The 19521-nt window shown below is 70.8% G+C and carries 19 protein-coding genes; 5 read left to right on the top strand and 14 right to left on the bottom strand.

Annotation, left to right across the window (positions count from 1 at the left end):
- Positions 1 to 29 precede the first annotated feature (29 nt).
- The 3 genes from IEZ21_RS25725 to IEZ21_RS25715 all read right to left on the bottom strand — a co-directional run bounded on the left by IEZ21_RS25725 (position 30) and on the right by IEZ21_RS25715 (position 2014).
- Positions 30 to 893 carry a sulfurtransferase gene (locus IEZ21_RS25725; protein WP_189324254.1) on the bottom strand — a complete coding sequence of 288 codons (864 nt, stop codon included), beginning with the start codon at positions 891 to 893 and terminating at the stop codon, positions 30 to 32.
- Positions 890 to 1636 carry an alpha/beta hydrolase gene (locus IEZ21_RS25720; protein WP_189324253.1) on the bottom strand — a complete coding sequence of 249 codons (747 nt, stop codon included), beginning with the start codon at positions 1634 to 1636 and terminating at the stop codon, positions 890 to 892. The genes IEZ21_RS25725 and IEZ21_RS25720 overlap by 4 nt, the downstream gene beginning before the upstream one ends.
- A gap of 216 nt (positions 1637 to 1852) precedes the next feature.
- Positions 1853 to 2014 carry a hypothetical protein gene (locus IEZ21_RS25715; protein ID WP_189324252.1) on the bottom strand — a complete coding sequence of 54 codons (162 nt, stop codon included), beginning with the start codon at positions 2012 to 2014 and terminating at the stop codon, positions 1853 to 1855.
- A gap of 96 nt (positions 2015 to 2110) precedes the next feature.
- On the opposite strand from IEZ21_RS25715, the gene IEZ21_RS25710 reads away from it, so the two are divergent.
- Complete coding sequence (locus IEZ21_RS25710) at positions 2111 to 2992, top strand: LysR family transcriptional regulator (RefSeq protein ID WP_189324251.1); 882 nt, start codon at positions 2111 to 2113, stop codon at positions 2990 to 2992.
- A gap of 65 nt (positions 2993 to 3057) precedes the next feature.
- Here the strand turns inward: IEZ21_RS25710 and IEZ21_RS25705 are convergent, their stop codons facing one another.
- From IEZ21_RS25705 to IEZ21_RS25680, 6 genes are all read right to left on the bottom strand, one after another.
- The gene (locus tag IEZ21_RS25705) at positions 3058 to 5019 is read right to left on the bottom strand and encodes a DUF2264 domain-containing protein (protein WP_189324250.1); all 1962 of its coding nucleotides are present in this window, start codon (positions 5017 to 5019) and stop codon (positions 3058 to 3060) included.
- Positions 5020 to 5068: 49 nt separating this feature from the next.
- Positions 5069 to 6127 (bottom strand): hydroxyacid dehydrogenase, encoded by a 1059-nt coding sequence (locus tag IEZ21_RS25700; RefSeq protein WP_189324377.1) that lies wholly within the window; start codon positions 6125 to 6127, stop codon positions 5069 to 5071.
- Between the two features lie 5 nt (positions 6128 to 6132).
- Entirely contained in the window at positions 6133 to 7047 is a 915-nt protein-coding gene (locus IEZ21_RS25695; protein WP_246568149.1) for a carbohydrate ABC transporter permease, read from the bottom strand.
- Positions 7044 to 8012: a carbohydrate ABC transporter permease gene (locus IEZ21_RS25690; protein WP_373302295.1), complete on the bottom strand. Its 969-nt coding sequence runs from the start codon at positions 8010 to 8012 to the stop codon at positions 7044 to 7046. Before IEZ21_RS25690 ends, IEZ21_RS25695 begins: the two co-directional genes overlap by 4 nt.
- A gap of 84 nt (positions 8013 to 8096) precedes the next feature.
- Positions 8097 to 9410 carry an ABC transporter substrate-binding protein gene (locus IEZ21_RS25685; RefSeq protein WP_189324249.1) on the bottom strand — a complete coding sequence of 438 codons (1314 nt, stop codon included), beginning with the start codon at positions 9408 to 9410 and terminating at the stop codon, positions 8097 to 8099.
- A 136-nt stretch (positions 9411 to 9546) separates the two neighbouring features.
- On the bottom strand, positions 9547 to 10632 hold the full coding sequence (locus IEZ21_RS25680; protein ID WP_033318275.1) for a LacI family DNA-binding transcriptional regulator: 1086 nt from the start codon (positions 10630 to 10632) through the stop codon (positions 9547 to 9549).
- A gap of 194 nt (positions 10633 to 10826) precedes the next feature.
- Between IEZ21_RS25680 and IEZ21_RS25675 the strand changes: the two genes are divergently transcribed.
- Complete coding sequence (locus tag IEZ21_RS25675; protein ID WP_189324248.1) at positions 10827 to 11666, top strand: alpha/beta fold hydrolase; 840 nt, start codon at positions 10827 to 10829, stop codon at positions 11664 to 11666.
- Between the two features lie 14 nt (positions 11667 to 11680).
- Here IEZ21_RS25675 and IEZ21_RS25670 read toward each other — a convergent pair whose 3' ends face one another.
- Entirely contained in the window at positions 11681 to 12568 is an 888-nt protein-coding gene (locus IEZ21_RS25670) for an SDR family NAD(P)-dependent oxidoreductase (protein WP_189324247.1), read from the bottom strand.
- Positions 12569 to 12639: 71 nt separating this feature from the next.
- Here IEZ21_RS25670 and IEZ21_RS25665 point away from each other — a divergent pair, with 71 nt between their 5' ends.
- Positions 12640 to 13554, top strand: a complete 915-nt coding sequence (locus IEZ21_RS25665) for a LysR family transcriptional regulator (protein WP_189324246.1) — start codon at positions 12640 to 12642, stop codon at positions 13552 to 13554.
- A gap of 81 nt (positions 13555 to 13635) precedes the next feature.
- Positions 13636 to 14787, top strand: coding sequence for an acyl-CoA dehydrogenase family protein (locus IEZ21_RS25660; RefSeq protein WP_189324245.1), 1152 nt, complete (start codon positions 13636 to 13638; stop codon positions 14785 to 14787).
- A gap of 144 nt (positions 14788 to 14931) precedes the next feature.
- Here IEZ21_RS25660 and IEZ21_RS25655 read toward each other — a convergent pair whose 3' ends face one another.
- Positions 14932 to 15909 carry an NAD(P)-dependent alcohol dehydrogenase gene (locus IEZ21_RS25655; protein ID WP_189324244.1) on the bottom strand — a complete coding sequence of 326 codons (978 nt, stop codon included), beginning with the start codon at positions 15907 to 15909 and terminating at the stop codon, positions 14932 to 14934.
- 104 nt (positions 15910 to 16013) lie between these two features.
- Here IEZ21_RS25655 and IEZ21_RS25650 point away from each other — a divergent pair, with 104 nt between their 5' ends.
- Entirely contained in the window at positions 16014 to 16688 is a 675-nt protein-coding gene (locus tag IEZ21_RS25650; protein ID WP_189324243.1) for a TetR/AcrR family transcriptional regulator, read from the top strand.
- 79 nt (positions 16689 to 16767) lie between these two features.
- Here the strand turns inward: IEZ21_RS25650 and IEZ21_RS25645 are convergent, their stop codons facing one another.
- The 3 genes from IEZ21_RS25645 to IEZ21_RS25635 all read right to left on the bottom strand — a co-directional run.
- A complete protein-coding gene (locus IEZ21_RS25645) occupies positions 16768 to 17577 on the bottom strand; it encodes a creatininase family protein (RefSeq protein WP_189324242.1) in 810 nt (269 codons plus the stop codon).
- Positions 17574 to 18575: an aldo/keto reductase gene (locus tag IEZ21_RS25640; protein WP_189324241.1), complete on the bottom strand. Its 1002-nt coding sequence runs from the start codon at positions 18573 to 18575 to the stop codon at positions 17574 to 17576. The genes IEZ21_RS25645 and IEZ21_RS25640 overlap by 4 nt, the downstream gene beginning before the upstream one ends.
- Before the next feature lie 16 nt (positions 18576 to 18591).
- A partial coding sequence (locus IEZ21_RS25635) for an NAD(P)/FAD-dependent oxidoreductase (RefSeq protein WP_213089353.1) occupies positions 18592 to 19521 on the bottom strand: 930 nt, incomplete at its 5' end.

The following is a 19521-nucleotide window of genomic DNA, read 5'->3' as shown; positions in this document are numbered from 1 at the left end:
GGCCTCTCATGGGGACGGGGGAGGGCGGTTCAGTACGGTCGTTCGCCCAGCACGGCAGGGCGGTCAGGGTCGGCGGACCAGGCGGACCACGAGCCGGGGTACAGCGCGGCGGGGATTCCGGCGTGGGCGAGCGCCGCGATCTGGTGGGCGGCCGTGACCCCGGAACCGCAGTAGACCCCGACCTCGATCGCGTCATCGGCGCCCAGCGCGGTGAACCGCACGGCCAGCTCCTCCGCGTCACGGAAGGTGCCGTCGGGGGTGAGGTTGCCGCCGGTCGGGGCGGACAGGGCACCGGGGATGTGCCCGGCACGCGGATCGACCGGCTCGCTCTCACCGCGGTACCGCTCGGCAGCGCGGGCGTCCAACAGCACGCCGTCACGGGCGACTTCGGCCGCCGCGTCGGCGTCGAGCACCGGCAGCCGCCCCGGGCGGAGCACGATGTCGCCCGGCGCGGGTGTGTCGGCGGGCTCTCCGGTCTCCGTCGGCAGCCGGGCCGCGCGCCAGGCGCCCAGCGCCCCGTCGAGCAGGGTCACCCGCTCGACTCCGGCCCAGCGCAGCAGCCACCAGGCACGGGCGGCGGCGGTGTTGCCGTTGTCGTCGTACACGACCACCGGGCGGCCCGCGGTGACACCCCAACGACGTGCGGCCGCCTGGAGTTCGGCAGGGTCGGGAAGGGGATGGCGGCCGTCTTCGGGCGTCGGCGGCGCGGCGAGTTCGGTGTCCAGATCCACGTATACGGCGCCGGGGATGTGTTCCTTGAGGTAGTGCTCGCGGCCGTGCGGGTCGCCGAGCTGCCACCGCACGTCGAGGACGAGCGGTGCCGGATCGGGGGCGTCGCCGATGCGCAGCCGGGAGTACAGCTCCGCCACGCTCGTCAGGACGGGGGCGGTCATGCGAGATCCTCCCGAGTGGCGATGGGCGCGAGGGTGTGTTGCCCTCGGTCGGGGGAGAGCCGCAGCCGCTCCAGGAACAGCACGACGGTCGCGGCGGCCGTGCGGTGGGTGAGGTCGTTGAGCGCGTCGTGCCGGGTCCCGGCCAGGCTCACCAACTCCACGCCGGGCAGCGCCCCATAGACACGGCGGGCGTCCGAGAGCGGGCTGACCGTGTCGTCGGCGCCGTGCAGGGCGAGTACGGGGACGGAGACGCCGCCCGGCGCGGGCAGTTCGGGTGTGGGCGTGTCGGCCAGGGCGCCGCGGCGGAGTTCGGCGTCAGAGGTGAGCCTGCCCCGGTGGGTGGGGCAGGCGGTGCGCTGGTCCAGCTCGTCCTCCCAGTCCCGCGCCGCCGAGGTGGCGTGCGGTGTGGCGGGCAGTCCGGCAAGGACCAGGGCGTCCACGCCTGGTGTGCCGTGGGCGGCGAGTTGCGCGGCGTACAGCGCGCCGGTGTCGGCGCCGACCAGCACCCGGGGGCCGGGCAGTGTCTCGTCGCGCAGCAGCTTGGCGGCCTCGTCCAGGACCGTGTCCGGGTCGAGGGCCGCGTCGCCCAGTGCCCGGACGCGATAGCCGTCGGTGGCGATGCGGCGGCCGAACCGCTCGTACACACCGCCGTGTTCACCGCGGCCGGGGAGCAGGACGAGAGTGCCGCGCGGGGCGATACCTGATGGTTCGTCCCAGGCGTGGACGGACTGAGGGGAGCTCATGGTGACTGACTCGATTCGTCGTGGGCTCGGGGATGGCTGACGGGCGGAGGAACCCGTGGAGCGGCGCGCAGGCCGTCGGGCGGGAATGCGAGCCGTGAGCCGCGAGCCGCGCACACGGTGCAGGCCCGCTCGACGCCGAAGGCGTGCGGGATCAGCTCAAGGACAGGTTCGGCTCAAAGGAGATGCGCGCGTGTGGAGATACGCGCGTGCGCGGATTCAGCGACAGCGCATGGTGACGGCGCGGCCGAAGTCGACCTCGCGTCGCTGTGTCAGCCGGGTGCCCGCGCCGCAGCACACGCCCGACCCGGCGGCCGACGGCCGGAGGCCGGTGCTCTGGGGGCGCGACCCGTGGGCCGACGCGTTGGCTGTACGCAGCATGTGCTCAGCATGCAGGAGTCAGGAGCCGTACGTCCAACGACGATTCGCCATCAAAACCGATCAGGATCCTTAATCAATAGGTGCTAGCGTGCGCCCATGCGACCGGTTCTGGACATCGTGGCGTTGCGCAGCCTGATCGCCGTCGCCGACTACGGCGGCTTCCACCGGGCCGCCGGCGCGCTCGCGCTCAGCCAGTCCGCCGTCAGCCAGCATGTGCGGAAGCTGGAGAAGTCGTTGGGCAGCCCCGTCGTCGAACGCGACGGCCGCAGAACCCGGTTCACCGCGCACGGCGCCCAACTGCTGGAAGAAGCCCGCCTGATCGTCGGCGCGCACGACGCGGCGGTGCGCAGGCTCCTGGGCGAGGGCGGCGAGCAGGCCGCCACCATCGTCATCGGCGCCACCGAGCACGGCGCCGACCAGATCCTCCCGGTGCTCACCGACGCCGTACGGGAGGTGCGGCCGGGTGCCGAGGTGCGGGTGCGGATCGACCGTTCGGCGCGGCTGACGGAGGCGGTCGACCGCGGCGAGGTCGACCTCGCCGTCTACGTCACCGAGGCGACGGCCACGGCGGGCACGCCCGTGGGCGGACTTCCCCTGCGCTGGTACGCCGCCCCCGGCTGGCAGCCGCCGGCCGCCCCGGCCCCGCTGCCGCTGGTCGCCATCAACGAGCCGTGTGTCATCCGCCGCCGCGCCCTCACCGCGCTGGCTGCCCACCACACTCCGGCCACCGTGGTCGCCGAAGCCGGATACCTCGCGGGCGTTCTGGACGCCGCCCGCGCCGGGCTCGGCGCGGCGCTGCTCGCCGTGCCCGGCAGCCAGCACCCGGAGGGGCTGACCTCGGTCGAGAACCTGCCCGCCCTTCCCCCGGTACGGCTCAGTGCGCGCCCCCGGCGTGGCGCCGACCCCTCGGTGACCGGTGCCGCCGTCGAGGCGGTCCGGGCGCTGCTCGCCGCTCGCGAGACCGACTGGGCGGCCTGACCGCTTCGCGGGGGCCGGCGACCTCGGTTGCCGCCACACGCCGCACTTTCACTCCAGGCGCGGCGTCACGCCGGCACCTCGGTGACCGTGGGGAGCGTGCGGACGCCGTTGCCGAAGTCCACGACCGTACGGGTCCCGTCGGCCCAGCGGACGGTGACGGTCAGGCCGCTCACCTCGGCGGTGGCCTGACCGGCGAGCGGGGCCGGGTCGCCTTCGCCGGTGAGGGAGGCGAGCGAGGCGAACACCGCATCCGCCGGGTCCTCGCCGACGGTTCCGGTGAGTTCGGGGACGAGGGCCCAGGGCCCGTATGCCGTGCCCTGCGGGGCGCGGACGGTGCGCTGAGTCTGCCAGCCGTGCAGGCCGAGCAGTTGGCTGGTCACCTCCGGTCCGTCGAGACGGATTTCCGCGCGCAGTTCGGCTTCGGCAGCGGCGGCGGCCTCCGGCGAAAGGGCGACGGCCCAGCCGCTGTGGTGGATCGGCGTCCCGGCCGGTACGCCGACGGTGCGGTGGACACGCAGTTCGAGCCTGCCGCGCGCCAGCGTCAGGCTCTCGATCCGGGCCGAGGGTAGGACCGGGCCGTCCTCGGGGAAGACCGGGCGGTGCCACGAGGCGAGCCAATCAGGCCCGGCAGACAGGGGGTTGATGCGGATACGGGCGCTGCGGGTGCCCCGGACTGTCAGGGCGATGTGGTTGTCGGGGGCGTTGGCGGCGCTGGTCGGGCCGGTACGGGTGGAGTACGCGAGGCGGGCGTACAGCGGGTTGCCGGGGGCCCGCTCCGGCTCCCGCGAGTCGAGCTTGTAGCTGCCGTGGTTGTGCAGGCGCGCGAGACCGTCCCGGCCTGTGGTCTGGATGAGCAGCCCGGGAGCAGACAGGGCGAGTACACGGTCACGGCCTTCGGAGGGCGCGCTCTCCTCGGTGGCCGTCCACACCGGGTCCTCGGGCGGGAGGAGCAGTCCCAGGAAGCCTTTGGACGCCCAGTACGGGGAGCCGGGCCCCGAGTAACGCTGGAGCGTCGCCTCGTGCGGCCCGTACCAGCCGAGGCTGAGGATGCCGTCCGCGGTGAGCGCGCCGCGGTCGAGGAAGTGGCGCAGCGCCCCGCTGAGGATGCGGCGGGTCACGCCGGGGGCGAGCGGAGTCACGCCGGTGACGGCGCCGAGGGCCACGGCGGCGACGGCGGCGAACCGGTAGGTCAGGGAGCGCCCGTGGTGGATGGGGGCGCCGTTCGCGTCGAAGAGCAGGGCGAAGCCTTCGAGGAACTCCCGCAGCCGCGGGCCGAGTTGGTCGAGCAGTGCCCGGTCGCCTGCGAGGTGGGCATGCAGGAGCGGGTACATGTGCAGGGCCCAGCCGTTGTAGTGGTCGAAGGACCGGCCGTCGCCGTCGGAGTACCAGCCCTGACCCTGGTACCAGCCGTCCAACAGGCCGAGCCCGCGCTCGATGGCGCCGCGCGTCTCGGCGTCGCCCCGCCCGGCGGACTCCAGGAAGCCCGCGACGGTCAGTGGGAAGAGGTACCAGTTGTTGGGGGCGGGCGTGTGCCTCAGCGCGCCGCGCAGCCACTGCTCCACGCGGTCCTGGTCGTCGGCGGGCAGCGTGTCCCAGGTCCACGGCGCGGTCAGCCGCAGGGCCAGCGCCACGGAGGCGGACTCCACCATGGGCTGGCCCTGGATGTTGTGGTGGCCGATCTCCGGCCAGGACTCGGCGTCGTCGCGGCCGGGGGTGCGGGTGCCGCGCGCGAGGCCTGCGGTGTAGCGCTCCAGGAAGCCGTGCGGGTCCTTGCCGGACGCTCCGGCCGTACGGAACGCGGCGAGCAGGAACGTACGGGCGAACCCCTCCAGACCGTCCGAGCGCACCCCGGACTTGGAGGGCGGGCCGGGCAGGTCGATCAGGGCCTGGCCGGGGGTGGCGTAGCGGAGGGCCGACGTCAGCAGTCGGTCGGCGGCGGTTTCCCAGTGGGCTCGGGTGTAGCCGGTGTGCGGGCTGAGGCCGCGGTCCTCCGCGGGAAGGGAGGCGGGGAGAGGATGCTCGGGCATGGAGGGCCACGTCTCCTGTTCGTTCCGGTGTTCGTTCCGGCGGATGGGCTCAGGCGAGGCGGGCCAGATGTTCGGGCCGTACGGGATGGGCGAAGGGGCGGCCGAGGGCGTACGACTCGACCTCGGCCAGCGCCAGATCGGCGAGACGGCGGAGTTCGCCGCCCTTCGAACCGGCGATGTGCGGAGTGACGAGGACATTGGGGCAGTCGAACAGCGGTGAGTCGGCGGGCAGCACCTCCGGCTCGGTGACGTCCAGGATCGCGTGCAGCCGCCCGGACACCACCTCGTCGGTGAGCGCGGCCTGGTCGACGACGGCGCCGCGCGCGGTGTTGATCAGCGTGCCGCCCGTGCGCAGTCGCGCCAGCAGATCGCGGCCGACCATGCCGCGGGTCTCGGGCAGCAGCGGCGTGTGCACGCTGACGACGTCACTCTGCTCGAACAGGTCCGGAAGCGGGACAGGGTGCGCGCCGAGAGTGCGTGCCTCGCTGGGCGTGACGTAGGGGTCGTGGAGCAGCACCGTCAGGTCGTGGGGACGGAGCAGGTTGATGACGCGGCGTCCGATGATCGAGGCGCTCAGGATGCCCACGGTCTTACGGTAGTTGCCCGCGTCGGGATGACGCTCGTTCCAGTCGATGCGGCGGCGCTCGGTGCGGTAGACGCGGGCGGTCTCGAGGATCCGCTTGTTGGCGAGCAGGATCATGGCGAGGGTGTACTCGGCGACCGGCACGGCGTTGGCCGCGGCGGCGGAGGACACCGCGAGGCCGCGCTCCCAGCACGCGGGGGTGATGTGGTGGCGCACGGTGCCGGCGGTGTGCACGACCGCGCGCAGCCGGGGCGCGGCGTCCAGTGCCGCCGCGTCGATGGGTGGGCAGCCCCAGCCGGTGATGAGCAGTTCGGCGTCGGCGAGCGCACGGTGCGCGGTGGGGGTGGTGAGGTCGTCCAGGACGAGGTGCGGGTCGATGTCGGTGAGGGCGGCGAGCCGGGCCCGTACGCCGGCGTCGAGGACCTGCTCCGCGGTCTTCTTCGCCATGGCCAGCACGGCGCGCGGGCGGGGCCGGGGGTCGGGGTCGGTCACTTCGGGCTCCGTACGGGGCAACTGGCGCTCCATGCTGGTCACTTGACGCTTCCTGCGGTCAAACCGGACTTCCAGTAACGCTGCAGAGTGATGAACGCGACGATCAACGGGACGACGGCGAGCAGCGAGCCGATGACGACGAGCGGGTAGTACTCGGGGGAGACGGTGGCGGAGCTGTTCCAGGTGTAGAGCCCGAGGCTGAGCGGATACAAGTGCTGGTCGGAGAGCATCACCATGGGCAGGAAGAAGTTGTTCCAGATGGCGGTGAGCTGGAAGAGGAAGACGGTGACGAAACCGGGGCCGAGCATGCGCAGGCTGACGCGCACGTAGGTCTGCAGTTCGCCCGCGCCGTCGACCCGCGACGCCTCCAGTACCTCGTTGGGTACGTAGCCGTTGCTGAGGATGCGGGCGAGGTAGACCCCGAAGGGGTTGAACAGGACGGGGATGAAGACCGCCCAGAAGGTGTTGACGATGCCGATGCCGGAGGCGACGAGGTAGAGCGGGAGGGCCAGCACGGTCTGCGGGACCATGACGCCGGTGAGGACGAGCCCGAACAGCTTCTCTTTGTGCCGGAACTCGTACTTGTCGAAGGCGTATCCGGCGGAAACGCTGATGAGGGAGCCGACCAGGGCGCCGACGACGGCGTACAGCAGGCTGTTGAGGTACCACTCGCCGTAGAGCCCGCCGTCCATGGCGAACAGGTCGGAGAGGTTGCTGACGAAGGAGAAGTCGCTCAGGGAAAGGATGTCGCTGCCGAAGAGGGCGTCGGCGTTCTTGGTGGAGGCGAGCAGCAGCCAGACCGTGGGCAGCATGGTGTAGAGGGCCGCGATCAGGACCACGGCGTTCGCGACGCCCCGGCTGGTCAGCTTTGAGCTGCCGAAAGGTCTGCCGAGCGGCTTGCCCGCAGGCCCTTGTGGGGTCGCGCGGGGCGTGGTGGGGGTCATGGTGGTCATCGCGCGCTCCGTTCCCTGCGGCCGGCCCACCGCGTTACGGCGTACGACAGGGCACAGGTGACGACGAGGAGGATGACGGAGGCCGCGGAGGCCAGTCCGTAGTTGTTGCGGCGGAAGGCCGCGTCGAAGATGTACATGTTCGGTGTGAAGCGGGAGTTGACCATCGGTGTGGCCTGGTTCATCAGCATGGGCTCGGTGAACAGCTGGAGCGCGCCGATCAGGGCGAACATGCACACCATCACGACGGAGCCCCTGATGATGGGCACCTTGACCATGAGTGCGGTGCGGAAGCCCCCGGCGCCGTCGATCCGCGCCGCCTCGATCACCTCACGCGGCAGGGCCTGGAGCGCGGCGTAGAAGATCACCATGTTGTAGCCGAGGCCGCTCCAGAGCGCGATGTTGACGATCGACGGGAGCACGGTGTGCAGTCCTAGGAAGTCGATCGTGATGTCGGCCTGTGCGAAGAGCTTGATGACCGGGCTGAGCCCCGGGGTGTAGAGGTACAACCAGATGACCGCCGCGATGACGCCGGGCACGGCGTGCGGCAGGTAGAGCAGCATCTGCGCGGTACGCCGCAGCCGCATCAGGCCCGAGTCGAGCAGTAGGGCGAGCGCGAGCGCTCCGACGACCACGGCGGGGACGAAGATCACGCAGTAGAGGAGGATGGCGCCGAACCCGGAGACGAAGCTCGGGTCGCTCAGCACGGCGAGATAGCTGCGCAGTCCGGTGAAGACGGTCTCCCCGCCCCCGAAGCCGAGGCCGTCGTGGTCCTCGGAGAAGAAGCTGAGGCCGATGGCGTAGCCGACGGGTACGAGGAACACGGCGACGAGCAGGACCGTGAAGGGGGCCAGCAGGGTGAACGCGGCGAGCTTCTGCTGCCGTTGTCCCGCTTTGCGGAGTGGTTTCGCGGGCGCGGCGGCGGCGGACGACGTCGGCGCTCTTGTCGAGGAGGTCACTGTGCTCACGTGGACACGGCTCCAAGGACGTGAGGTGCGGCTGGGGTTCGGGGGTGCGCCGTCCCGGGGTGCGGCGGACGGGCGGGGGGAGCGTCAGCGCTCGGTGACCGACAGGCCGAGGCTCTTCAGATCGGGCATCGTCTTGCGTTGCGCTTCGCGGAGGGCGTCCAGGATGCTGCCGCTGCCGGCACCGGCCCGCGCGAGTCCGTCGTCACCGGAGCTGATCGTCGACACCATGCGCGGCCCCCACTTCCATCGGGGGTTGATCAGCTTGGCTTCCTTCTCGAAGAGGGAAAAGATGTCCTGGCCCGAGTAGTAGCTGGTGTCCATCTCCTTGCGGGCGACCGGGACCAGCTCGGGCACGGTCGGATACGCGCTGCTGATGCCGCTGGAGAGCTTGGCCTTCAGCGCGTCGGGGCTGGTGACCATCCAGGAGATGAACTCCAGCGCCTCCTTGGGATGGTTGCTGTCCTTGGTGACCATGAAGGTCGAGCCGCCCTGTGTCCCCAGGGACGGCTTCTTCAGGTCCCACTGCGGGAAGGGCGCGATGGCCCATTTGCCCTTGCCGCCCGGCGTGGAAGCCATCATCGAGCCCGCTGCCCAGGCGCCGGCCAGCCAGCCGGCCGTCTCACCGCTTTGCAGATGCGCCCGCCACTGTTGGCTGGACGAGGGCTCGACGCGCACCAGGTCGTCGTCCAGCAGACGCTGCCAGTACGTGGCGACCTTGCGGGTGGGGGCGTCGTCCATGGATACGCGCCAGGTCTCGCCGGTGGTGTCGTACCACCGCGCGCCGGCCTGCCAGCTGTATCCGGCCATGTGGAGAGTGCCGCCGGTGGTGAAGAGGCTGGCGATACGGGAACGGGGGTCGGCCTTCTTGAGCTTGCGGGCCGAACTCTCGAACTCCGCCCAGGTCTTGGGCACGGGAATGCCGTGCTTGGTGAACAGGTCCTTGCGGTACAGGAAGACCATGGGCTCGATGTCGACCGGCAGGGCGTAGGTGCGTCCCTCGAAGGTGGTGAGGTCCATCGCCTGCGGCATGATCTTGCGGCGCACCGAGTCGGGCAGCATCTTCGTGATGTCCCGGGGCACGCCGTCGATGGCGTAGCCGGGCAGCTGGGGGTACTCGATGGTGGCGACGTCGGGGGCGTTGCCCGCCCGTGCGGCGTTGCTGAGCTTGGCCCAGCCTCCCTGGTCGCCCGAGGGGACCTGCTCGAAGTCGACCTTGATCTTGGTGTGGGTGCGGTTGTACTCGTCCACGACCTCCTGGCTGCCGCGGAGGGCGGACCAGAAGGTGATGTGCACCGGCCCGCTGCCGGCAGTGTCACTGCTGTCTCCGGCGGAGCAGCCCGCCAGCAGCATGGCGAAGATCGTGAGCAGCGCCGCCCCAGCCCTGCCGGTCCATCGCATGAGCCCTCCCGCGTCCTTGCATGGATTACGGGCATCTTGAGCGGCAGATGAAAAAGGCGTCAATAGATCGAACAGAAGAAAGTAAAACGGTCAAACGAGCAATCGTCAGTCGGCCAGTGGACGGACCTGGCCGGGATCAGGCCGCCGACGGAGCCGTGGACTCCCTGATCACGAGACCCGGCAGCAGTTCCAGATGACGGGTGGCACCCGGGCGCAGCCCCTCGCGCGCCATGTCGAGCCGACGCAGCAGCAGATCGACACCGACCCGGCCGAGTTCCGTCTTGGGCGGGGCAACGGCCGTCAGGGGGACCGGTCCCATGTCGGCGACCACGTCGTTGTAGGCCACCACCGAACACTGCCCGGGCACGTCGATCCCCGCGGCCTGCAGCCGCTGCACCAGCACCAGCGCGTCCATGTCGCTGTGGATCAGTACCGCCGTCGCGCCGCTCTGCCCCACCACCTCGACCAGGTCCGCCGCCCGCGGGTCGGCGGCGCGCGGGTCGGGGCCGGCGGTGCGCGAGCTGAGGATCGTGCGGCACCCTTCGGCGAGCCCCAGGGCAGCGGTCTGCTGGGCGAACTCGGCGCGGATGACCCGTGCGGTGGGACTGTCGTCGCGCGCCGCCAGCACGATCCGCCGGTGCCCGAGACCGACCAAGTGCCCGAGCGCCAGGTGCACGCCGTACGCATGGTCCGAGCGCACGCAGTCCAGCGGGTAGATCGCGCTGGTCCGTGCGGGGCGCCGCTCCACCAGCACCGTGGGGACGTCCAGGTCGGAGAGCCACGAGTGGTCGGCGTCGGCCTCCGCCTGCGTACGCCAGTGCGGCGAGAGCAGCAGTCCGCGCGCGCCGGCGTCCAGCGCCTGGCGCACGGCCTCGCGCTCCGCCCCTGCGTCGTCGGCGATGTGCAGGGCGAGCCGCAGTCCGGCCTTCTCCGCGGCCTCCCGCGCGGCCTGCACGGCCTCGGTGAGGTAGGTGTTGCGCTCGGGAACGATCATGGCGACCGCGTCGCCTCCGGCGGTACTTTCCTCGGGCACCGGCCGCAGCGAACGCGCCACCCCATGCCCACGCCGCACTTCCCCGCGCCGAGCCAACTCCTCGACGTCCCGGCGCACCGTGACGACGGAGACGCCGAGCTCGTCGGCGAGATCGGTGATGCGCGCGACGCCCCGGTTCCGCACCACCTCCGCGATCCGGGTCTGCCGCTTCTGCGCCGACTCCCGCATGTCCCCACCGCTTTCGTCCGCGTCGGCCGCGCCGCCAGGGCGTGACCGTGCGGCGGCTTGCGCGATCGGATTCGCGCGATGCGCCCATAGTAGCGATCAATCGATCAAACGGGTGAGACGGTCCGAGTGCACAATCCTGACCATGCCGGGAAACCCAGTTGCTCTCTCCGAACACCGCTGACAGGGTCTCGGCCATGCCTGCCTTCTCCGCGTACGACGGAACCCAGCTCGCCTACCACGTGCTCGGCGACGGCCCGCCGGTGATCTGCCTGCCCGGAGGGATGCAGGACTCGGTGTATCTCGGCGACCTCGGTGGACTGCCCGCGCACCGGCAGTTGATCAGGCTGGACCTGAGGGGCACCGGCGACTCGGCGACACCGCAGGACACCGCCTCCTATCGCTGCGACCGGCTGGTCGACGACGTGGAGGCCCTGCGCGAGCACCTCGGCCTGGACCGGATGGACCTGCTCGCGCATTCCGGCGGCGCGAATCTGGCGGCGCAGTATGTGACCCGCCATCCGGAACGGGTCGGCAAACTCACGTTGATCACGCCGAGCGTCATGGCCGTCGGCCTTACGATCACCGGCGACACCCGGCTCGAGATCGCACGGCTGCGTCAGGACGAGCCGTGGTTCGCGCCGGCGTTCGCGGCCCTGGAGGCGATCGTGGCGGGCCGGGCCACCGGCGACAGCTGGCAGGCCATCGCGCCGTTCTCGTACGGCCGTTGGGGCGAGGCGGCGCAGGCCCACCAGGCCGCGGAGGCCAGGCAGCGGAACATGGAGGCCGCGAGCGCCTTCGCCGCCGACGGCGCGTTCGACCCGGACGCCACCCGTACGGCGCTCGCACGGTTCGGGCCGCCGGTACTGCTGCTCGCCGGGGAAGTCGATCTGGCGGCCCCTCCTCCCGTGGTGGCTGAGTTCACCGGGCTGTTCCCGAACGCCAAGCTCGTCGTCCAGCCCGGAGCTGGACACTTCCCGTGGCTCGACGACGCCGACCGGTTCGCGGCGACCACTGCGGCGTTCCTTTCCGACTGACCCGTCTGCGGGGCTTACGGAGTGAGCAGCTCGTCCTGCTCGGTGGGCGGTGTTCCGCCGTACCAGGGCAGGGCCTTGCCGAAGCGGACCAACTCCCCGTACAGGGCGGGGTCCACGTGCTCGGCGAGCACCAGATCCAGCACGGCCCGTGCGGCCTCGGCGGGGGTCTGGGCGTGGCTGTAGTCGCTGAACCAGGGCCGGGATGCCCGGGTGTCGACCATGCCGGGGCAGACGGAGGCGATCAGGGTGTCGTCGGAGAGGTCCCGCTCACGGCGTTCGGCCGCGACCGCGCGTACGGCGGCGACCTGCGCCACCTTCGACGGCACGTTCAGCCAGCGTGGCCAGCCCGCCTCCTCCGCCGTTCTGCTGTGGACGGCGCTGCGCCAGGACTCGACGGCATACTCGACCTGATCGAGGGACGCGCAGTCGAACAGAGGGTGCAGCCGGGGATCGAGGTGGCCGAGGGTTCCCAAGGTGCTGGCTACGACGATCAGACGACCGCCGGGGCGCAGCACCGGACCGAACGAGCGCAGAACCGCGTGCGTGGCGCTGTTGGACACATCGATGAATGCGTCGGCCTGCTCGGCCTGCGACCTCTCGGGCAGCAGCGGGGCGATGGCGTTGGAGATCACCACGTCCACACCGCCGTGCCGGTCGCGGAGTTCCCCCGCCAGAGCGGAGACGGCGTCGGCGTCCGCGACGTCCAGGACCCGGCCCTCGACCCGGCTCCGCGTGCCGGGCGATCGTACGACCTCATGGGCGGCTTCCGAGACCCGCCGGGCGTTGCGGCCGGTGAGCAGCACCAGGTCGTCCGGGCCCATCCGGGCTGCCAGCCCCTCGACAAGAGCACGGCCGAGCCCCTGGTTGGCGCCCGTCACGAGGGCGATACGCGAAGCGTTCATGCACGCCACGCTAAGAACGCCCGAGCCATGAGTCCAGCGAAAGTTACTCACGACTGGTATGCGTAATCGTCATGGACTTCACCGATGTCTCCCTGACCGCGCTGCGCGTCTTCCGTGCCGTGGCCGAGCAGGGCACCTTCACCGCGGCCGCCACGGCGCTGGGCTACACCCAGTCGGCGGTGTCCCGGCAGATCGCCTCGATCGAGCGGGCGGCGGGGGCGGACCTGCTGGAGCGACGGCGCGACGGTGTACGGCTGACCCCCGCAGGCCATGTCGTGCTGCGCCGGGCCACTGTCGTGCTCGAGCAAATCGACGCCACGGCACGGGAGTTGTCCGGCCTGCCCGCCCAGGCCGGCGTCGTGCGGGTGGGGTGGTTCCCCAGTGCGGGCGCCGTTCTGCTGCCCAGGGCGCTTGTCGCACTGCGCCGCACGGACCCGGCCATCCAGGTTGTCACCCGGGAAGGCAGCACCCCGGCACTCGTCCGTGCGCTGCGGGCCGGCAGCCTGGACCTGGCCCTGTTGGCTTCGGCTCCGCCCTTCCGCCCGCCGGACACCGAGTCGCCTCCGCTGACCCTTCAGACGCTCACCGAGCGCGGTCTGTGCCTCGCGGTCCCCGCGGCCGACCCGCTCGCCCGGGGTGACTTCGTCGATGTCGCCGACCTGCGCGGCCGGCGCTGGATCGCCGGTCCCGCATCCGGTGAGGACCGGCTGATGGGGGTGTGGCCGGGCCTGGACGAGAGGCCCGAGATCGCCCACACCGCTCGCGACTGGCTGGCCAAACTCCACCTCGTCGCCGCCGGGGGCGGACTGACCACCGTCCCCGCGGTACTGGCCCCGGCCGCGCCTCCGGGCGTACGCATCCTGCCGGTCCGCGGCGGCCCCCAGGAACAGCGGCGCCTGCTGCTGGCCCGGCTCCCGAATCCACCGGTCGAGCCGGTCGCCCGCGTCGCGGACGCCCTCCGCACCGTGGCCGTCGACACGCAGTAGGTCTGTGGGGTGGAACTGGCCTGCATCCGCTAACATAGAATAATTAGATAGATGAATCGGCGGATTTGGCGAGGAGTGGCCGTGGACTTCGGGCTGACCGACGAGCAGGACCTGTTGCGCGCGACGGCACGGCAGTTCGTCGCCGACGTCTGCCCAGCCGAGAAGGCGAAGGAGTGGGACGAGGCCGGAGTCGTACCGCCCGAGCTGTTCGCGGGCATGGCCGAACTCGGCTGGTTCTCGCTGCCGTTCGCCGAGGACGAGGGCGGCGACGGCGGCGGACCGCTGGAGCTCATCCTGATCGCCGAGGAGCTAGGCCGGGCCAGTTTCGACGTGGCCATGTGCTACATCGGCGTACTCATCCCCGGCATCACGGTGTTCCGCTGGGGGAACGAGGAGCAGCGCCGCTTCATCCGGGACCGCGTCATGACCGGACGCCACCGGCTCGCCGTCGGCCTCAGCGAACCGGACAGCGGCTCCGACGCCGCGGCGCTGCGCACCACCGCCGAGGACCACGGCGACCACTTCCTTCTGCGCGGCCAGAAGGCCTGGTGCACGGGCGGCGGACTGCCGGACACCACCATCGCGACGTACGTGCGTACGGGCCCCCGCGAGCCCAAGCACGGCGGCATCAGCCTGCTGCTCGTCGACCCCACGACCGAGGGTGTCGACGTGCGCCGGACGCCGACCCTGGCCCGGCACATCCTCGGCACCAACGAGGTCTTCTTCAACGATGCCCTGGTGCCGAAGGAGAACCTGGTCGGACCGCGGGACGAGGGCTGGAAGGTCATGCTCTCCAACATCGAGCTGGAGAAGGTGATCATCAGCGGAGGCTATCTGGGCGCCGCCCAGGCCACGCTGGACGAGATGCTGGAGTACGCGCGTACCCGGCATGCCTTCGGCCGCCCGATCGGCAACTTCCAGGCGCTCGCCCACGCCATGGCCGACCTGCAGACCGAGATCGACTCCGCCCGACTGCTCGCGTACCGCGCGGCCTGGCTGCTGGCGCAGGGCAAGCCGTGCACCAGGGAGGGTTCGATGGCGAAGCTGAAGGGCTCGGAGACGTACGTGGCCGCCGCCAGGCTCGGCATGCAGGTCTGCGCCGGGCACGGCTTCTCGACGGAGAGCGTGATGAGCTTCCGCTACCGCGAGTCCATCGTCGCCACGATCTCCGGCGGCACGAGCCAGATCCAGCGGAACGGGATAGCCCGGAGCATGGGCCTGCGGTCCTACTGAGTCCGATTTTGAGTTCGAGGCCAACTCAATAACCTGAAACGGCCCGCCAGTTGACCTGACGAGCCGTCACTCGGCACAGGTACCGCCCACCATGCTGAGGCGCGTACGCGACCCACACCGTGTCACCGCCTCCGGGACCTGCCCCTAGATGGTGATCACGAGCTTGCCGCAGGTCCGCCCCTCCACCATGTACCGGATGGCTGCGGCGACCTCGTCGAGCGGGTAGGTCCGGTCGATGGCGGGTGAGACCTTGCCCGACTCGATGAGCTCGCGGAGGGCTTCCAGGTCTTCGGCGTTCTCCGACGAGATGAAGGTCCCGAGCTTCTGGCCGATGAACGGAGACAGCGCAAGTGCCCGGAGTTGGCGGTCGGTTCCGCCGAGCCACCGGCCGTCGGTCTCGCCGCCGACGATGACCAGCCGCCCGGTCGGGGTGAGGGCGCGGCGCAGCTGCGACAGCCGGCGGTTGCCTCCGATGTCGAGGATGACGTCGTAGCGGTGGTGGCCGTCTGCGAAGTCCGCTCGGGTGTAGTCGATGACATGGTCCGCGCCGAGCGCGCGGACCGCTTCGACCTTTGAGGTACTGCACACGGCCGTCACTTCGGCTCCGTATGCCTTGGCGATCTGCACGGCGAAGGTGCCCACGCCTCCCGACGCGCCGACGATCAGCACCTTCTGCCCGGCCCGGACTTGTCCTTGGTCGCGAACTGCCTGGACAGCGGTGAGCCCGGAGACGGGTACGGCAGCCGCCTGACCGAAGGAGAGGTCCGCCGGCTTCGGGGCGAGCATGTCGGTTCGGACGCGTGCGTACTGGGCGAACGAGGCATCGCAGGTGCCGAACACCTCGTCACCCGGTTTGAATCCGGTCACGTCGCCGCCGACGGCCTCGACCGTTCCCGCGAAACTGCGGCCCGGGTTGGGGTACTTGGGTCGACGGAGACCGAATCCTGCCGCCCGGACGGGATACGGCAGACCGGACATGATGTGCCAGGTGCCGCGATCCACGCTGGCCGCGTGCACCCTGACCAGGGCCTCGCCCCGCCCGATCGTGGGCTTGTCGATCTCTGCGAGACGCAGAACGTTCTCGGGCGAAGGTCCGTACCGCTCCTGGACGATCGACTTCATGGTTCCCCCTCAAAGGCCACAGTGGCCGGCTACGTCAATCCTTACGCCGTAAGGTTCGTCCTTACGTCGTAAGGTTGTCAAGGCCGACGATGGGAGGACCACAGATGACCCCGCGGACCGGACGTGATCGAGCGCCCCGTATCCCGCTGAGCCGCCAAAGAGTGCTGCACGCCGCTGTCGTCCTGGCTGACGAGAGCGGACTCGAGGCGCTCAGCATGCGCAAGCTCGGCGAGGCGGTCGGGGTCGAGGCGATGTCCCTCTACACGCACGTCGCCAACAAGGAAGATCTCCTCAACGGCATGATCGACTCAGTGTTCACCGAGATCGATCTGCCCTCCGACGAGGACGACTGGAAGACGGCGATGCGTCAGCGGGCGCTCTCGATGCGCCAGGTCCTGTCCCGCCACCGCTGGGCGATCGGCCTGATGGAGTCGCGGGCCTCACCCGGGCCGGCGACGCTGCGGCATCACGACGCCGTCCTCGGATGTCTTCGCAAGGCCGGTTTCTCCGTCGCATTGACCGCGCACGCGTACTCGGCCCTCGACAGCTACATCTACGGGTTCGCCCTGCAGGAACGCGACTTGCCGTTCGACACACCCGACGAGACCGCGGAGCTGGCGCAGGCCATCCTGGCGCAGGCCCCAGCCGACCAGTACCCGCACCTGGCCGAACTGACGACCGAGCACATTCTCAGCCCCGGCTACGACTACAGCGACGAATTCGAATTCGGCCTCGACCTGATCCTCGACGGACTCCAGAGAGCCGGACAGGTCACGTGACGGGCGGCTTCAGGTGGCGTGGAGGCCGCCCCGGCGTTGCGGGAGCAGCGCCGGGCCTCCACGTGCCGCGGTGTCGCGATCACTCCCGAAGGGTGCACCATTCGTCCGAGCGGGCGGCGACGCGCTGCCAGACCTCCTCGGCCTCCTCGAACGACATGAACGCAGCGTCCGCTTCGGGAAGGGGCCGGCCCTCGTCCACGATCGCCTTGATCGCGTCGAGACTGGCCTCGATGATGGCCCGGCCCTCGCTCGCGGTGGCGAGATGGGCGTCGTCGCCCTGGGCGAAGCGGCCGAGGGGCGTGGTGTTGCGGTCGTCCAGGCGGCCGAGGTCGACCAGTTCCGGGCGGACGTACATCAGCTGGGAGACCTCGTACCGGCCGGCGTGGTCGCCCTCGAACTGTCCCATGACGAGTTCCGGGTCGCTGACGGCGGTGATCGGGATGTCACGGGCGCGGCGGAACTCCTCGACCGCCAGCCGCAGATCGGGCTGGTTGGCGTTGTGGCCGGTGAGCACGACGACGGCACGGAAACCCGCGTTGACGAACGCCCGGAGCTGGTAGACCAGCAGCCGCAGGACGACGTCGGGCGGGAGGCTGCCCATGCGCGGATTGACGTCGCCCATCACCTCCTTGAGCCACGGCCGGTGGTAGCCGGTCTCGTGGATCTGGTACGTCTGCGTCGGGGCGACGATGCCGCCGAAGCGGCGCGCGGACTCCTCGCACAGGTAGACGGCCTTGTGGGTGTCCAGGCCGAAGGCGGCGACATGGCCGTGCGGCTCGCACAGGCCCATCGGCAGGTAGACCAGGGGCAGTTGGGCCAGCCGCTGCTCGAACTCGCGCGGGAGCAGGTCTTCCCAGCGGACCGTGTCACCTGGTGTGGTCGTTGTCATCGGTACTCCCCAAAGATCTTGGTTTCGTTGAAGTTCTTGATGAAGCGGTGCTTGAAGCGCAGCAACTCGTGGATTTCTGCGGGGAGTTCGGGCTCTTCCAGTGCTGCGATGTTCGCCTCGCAGTACTCCCGGACCTGCATCGAGGAGATCGCCGTGGTGACGCCCGGCGCCTGGACGACGAACTTCAGGGCGAGCGCGGCGAGCGAGCCGGCGTACTGAGGCACGTACTGCCGCAGCTCGTCGACCTTCTGCAGGTAGACGGCGCGCGGCACGATGTCGTCGAAGTAGCCGTACCGGAAGTCGTCCTCGGCGAAGACGGTGTCCTCGGTGAGGGTGCCGGTCAGTCCGCCCTCGTCCAGGACGCAGCGCGCGATCACCGCCACGTCGTTCTCGACACAGGCCGGCAGGAGGTTGTCCAGGGCTACGGGGTCGAAGATGTTGATGATGGTCTGGACGGAGTCGATCAGGCCGGACTGCACCAGGGGCAGCGCCATGTCGCTGCGGTGGTCCGGGATCGAGATCCCGATGTGGCGTACGAGTCCCTCCTGCTTGAGCTGTTGCAGCTCGTCCATCCAGTGCCCGGTCACGCCCCAGGTGGGCCACCAGATGTGCAGTTGGAGGAGGTCGACGTGGTCGAGGCCGAGTTCGGTGAGCGAGCGCTGGGCGCCGGCGCGGATGTGGCCGGGCGGGTGGGCGAGTTCGGGGTCCACGGGGGTGCCCCAGCCGCGTTGCCCGGAGAGATTCTCGACTTTGGTGGCGACGAAAGGACGTGTTCCGGACCACTGGCTCAGTGCTTTGCCGACGATGCGTTCGGAGTTGCCGTAGGCCCGGGCGGTGTCGATGAAGTTCACGCCCCGGTCCAGCGCGTACAGCAGGCTGTCGATCCAGTTGGACTCTGAGTCGTTGGCGTTGCCGCCGAACCAGCCGGCGAACCCCATCGCCCCGAAGCCGAGTTTGCTGATCGGTTCGCCGGAGCGGGGGAAGGACGAGTGGTGCATGGAGGATGCCTCCTGTTCAGCTCGGCGCCTGCCGCAGCAGGGCCTTGAGCGGGGTGGCGGGGTCGGTCAGGGCCGCCGCGTCCGGGGCGGCCCGGCGGGCGATGAGCATCTCCGCCAGTCGGATGTCCTTGGCCACGGCGTTGCCGGCGCCGATCGCCGCGGCGGACAGCAGTCGGCCGTCGGTACCGAGGCCGAACCGGATCCGCACCCCGTCGGGGCGTTCGCGCACCACCTCCTGCGCGGCGGTGTCGGGCAGTCCGGCGATCTGCAGGGTGAGGTCGAACTGGTCGGACCAGAACCACGGAACGGCGGCAAACGGCTGGTCGTCGCCCAGCATGTTCCGCGCCGCCGCCCGGCCCTGGTCCTGGGCGTTGCGCCAGGCTTCCAGCCGGATGCGGCGCCCGCCGTAGAGCGGGTGCGGGAACGAGCAGCAGTCGCCGGCCGCGAAGATGTCGGGGTCGGACGTGGCCAGACGGGCGTCCACCCGTACTCCGTTCTCGACGGCGAGGCCGGCCTTCTCCGCCGGCGCGGTCTCCGGTACGGCACCGACGCCCGCCACCACCGTGTCGCACTCCAGCATCTCGCCACCGGCAAGCTCAAGCAGCAGGGCTCCGTCCCGGCGCGTGAGCCGTTCCACCGTCAGCCCGCAGCGCAGATCCACGCCCGCCTGCCGGTGGCGGTCGGCGACCGCGGTGGCGATGGCGGTCGGCACCGCACGGCTCAGGGGGCGCGGCGCCGCCTCGATCACGGTGACGGCACAGCCCCGCGCGGCCGCCGCGGCGGCCAGCTCCAGGCCGATGAAACCGGCGCCGATCACGCCGATGCGTGCTCCTGGCCGCAGCCGGTCCCGCAGGACGAGAGCGTCCGCGCGGCTGCGCAGGTAGCACACGCCGCCCGCGTCGATGCCGTTCGCGCCCTGGACTCCCGACAGGCCGTCGGAGATGTG

The organism is Streptomyces flaveus (assembly GCF_014647675.1).
GTDB classification, from domain to species: domain Bacteria; phylum Actinomycetota; class Actinomycetes; order Streptomycetales; family Streptomycetaceae; genus Streptomyces; species Streptomyces flaveus.
This window is presented reverse-complemented; position numbering and strand designations above follow the sequence as displayed.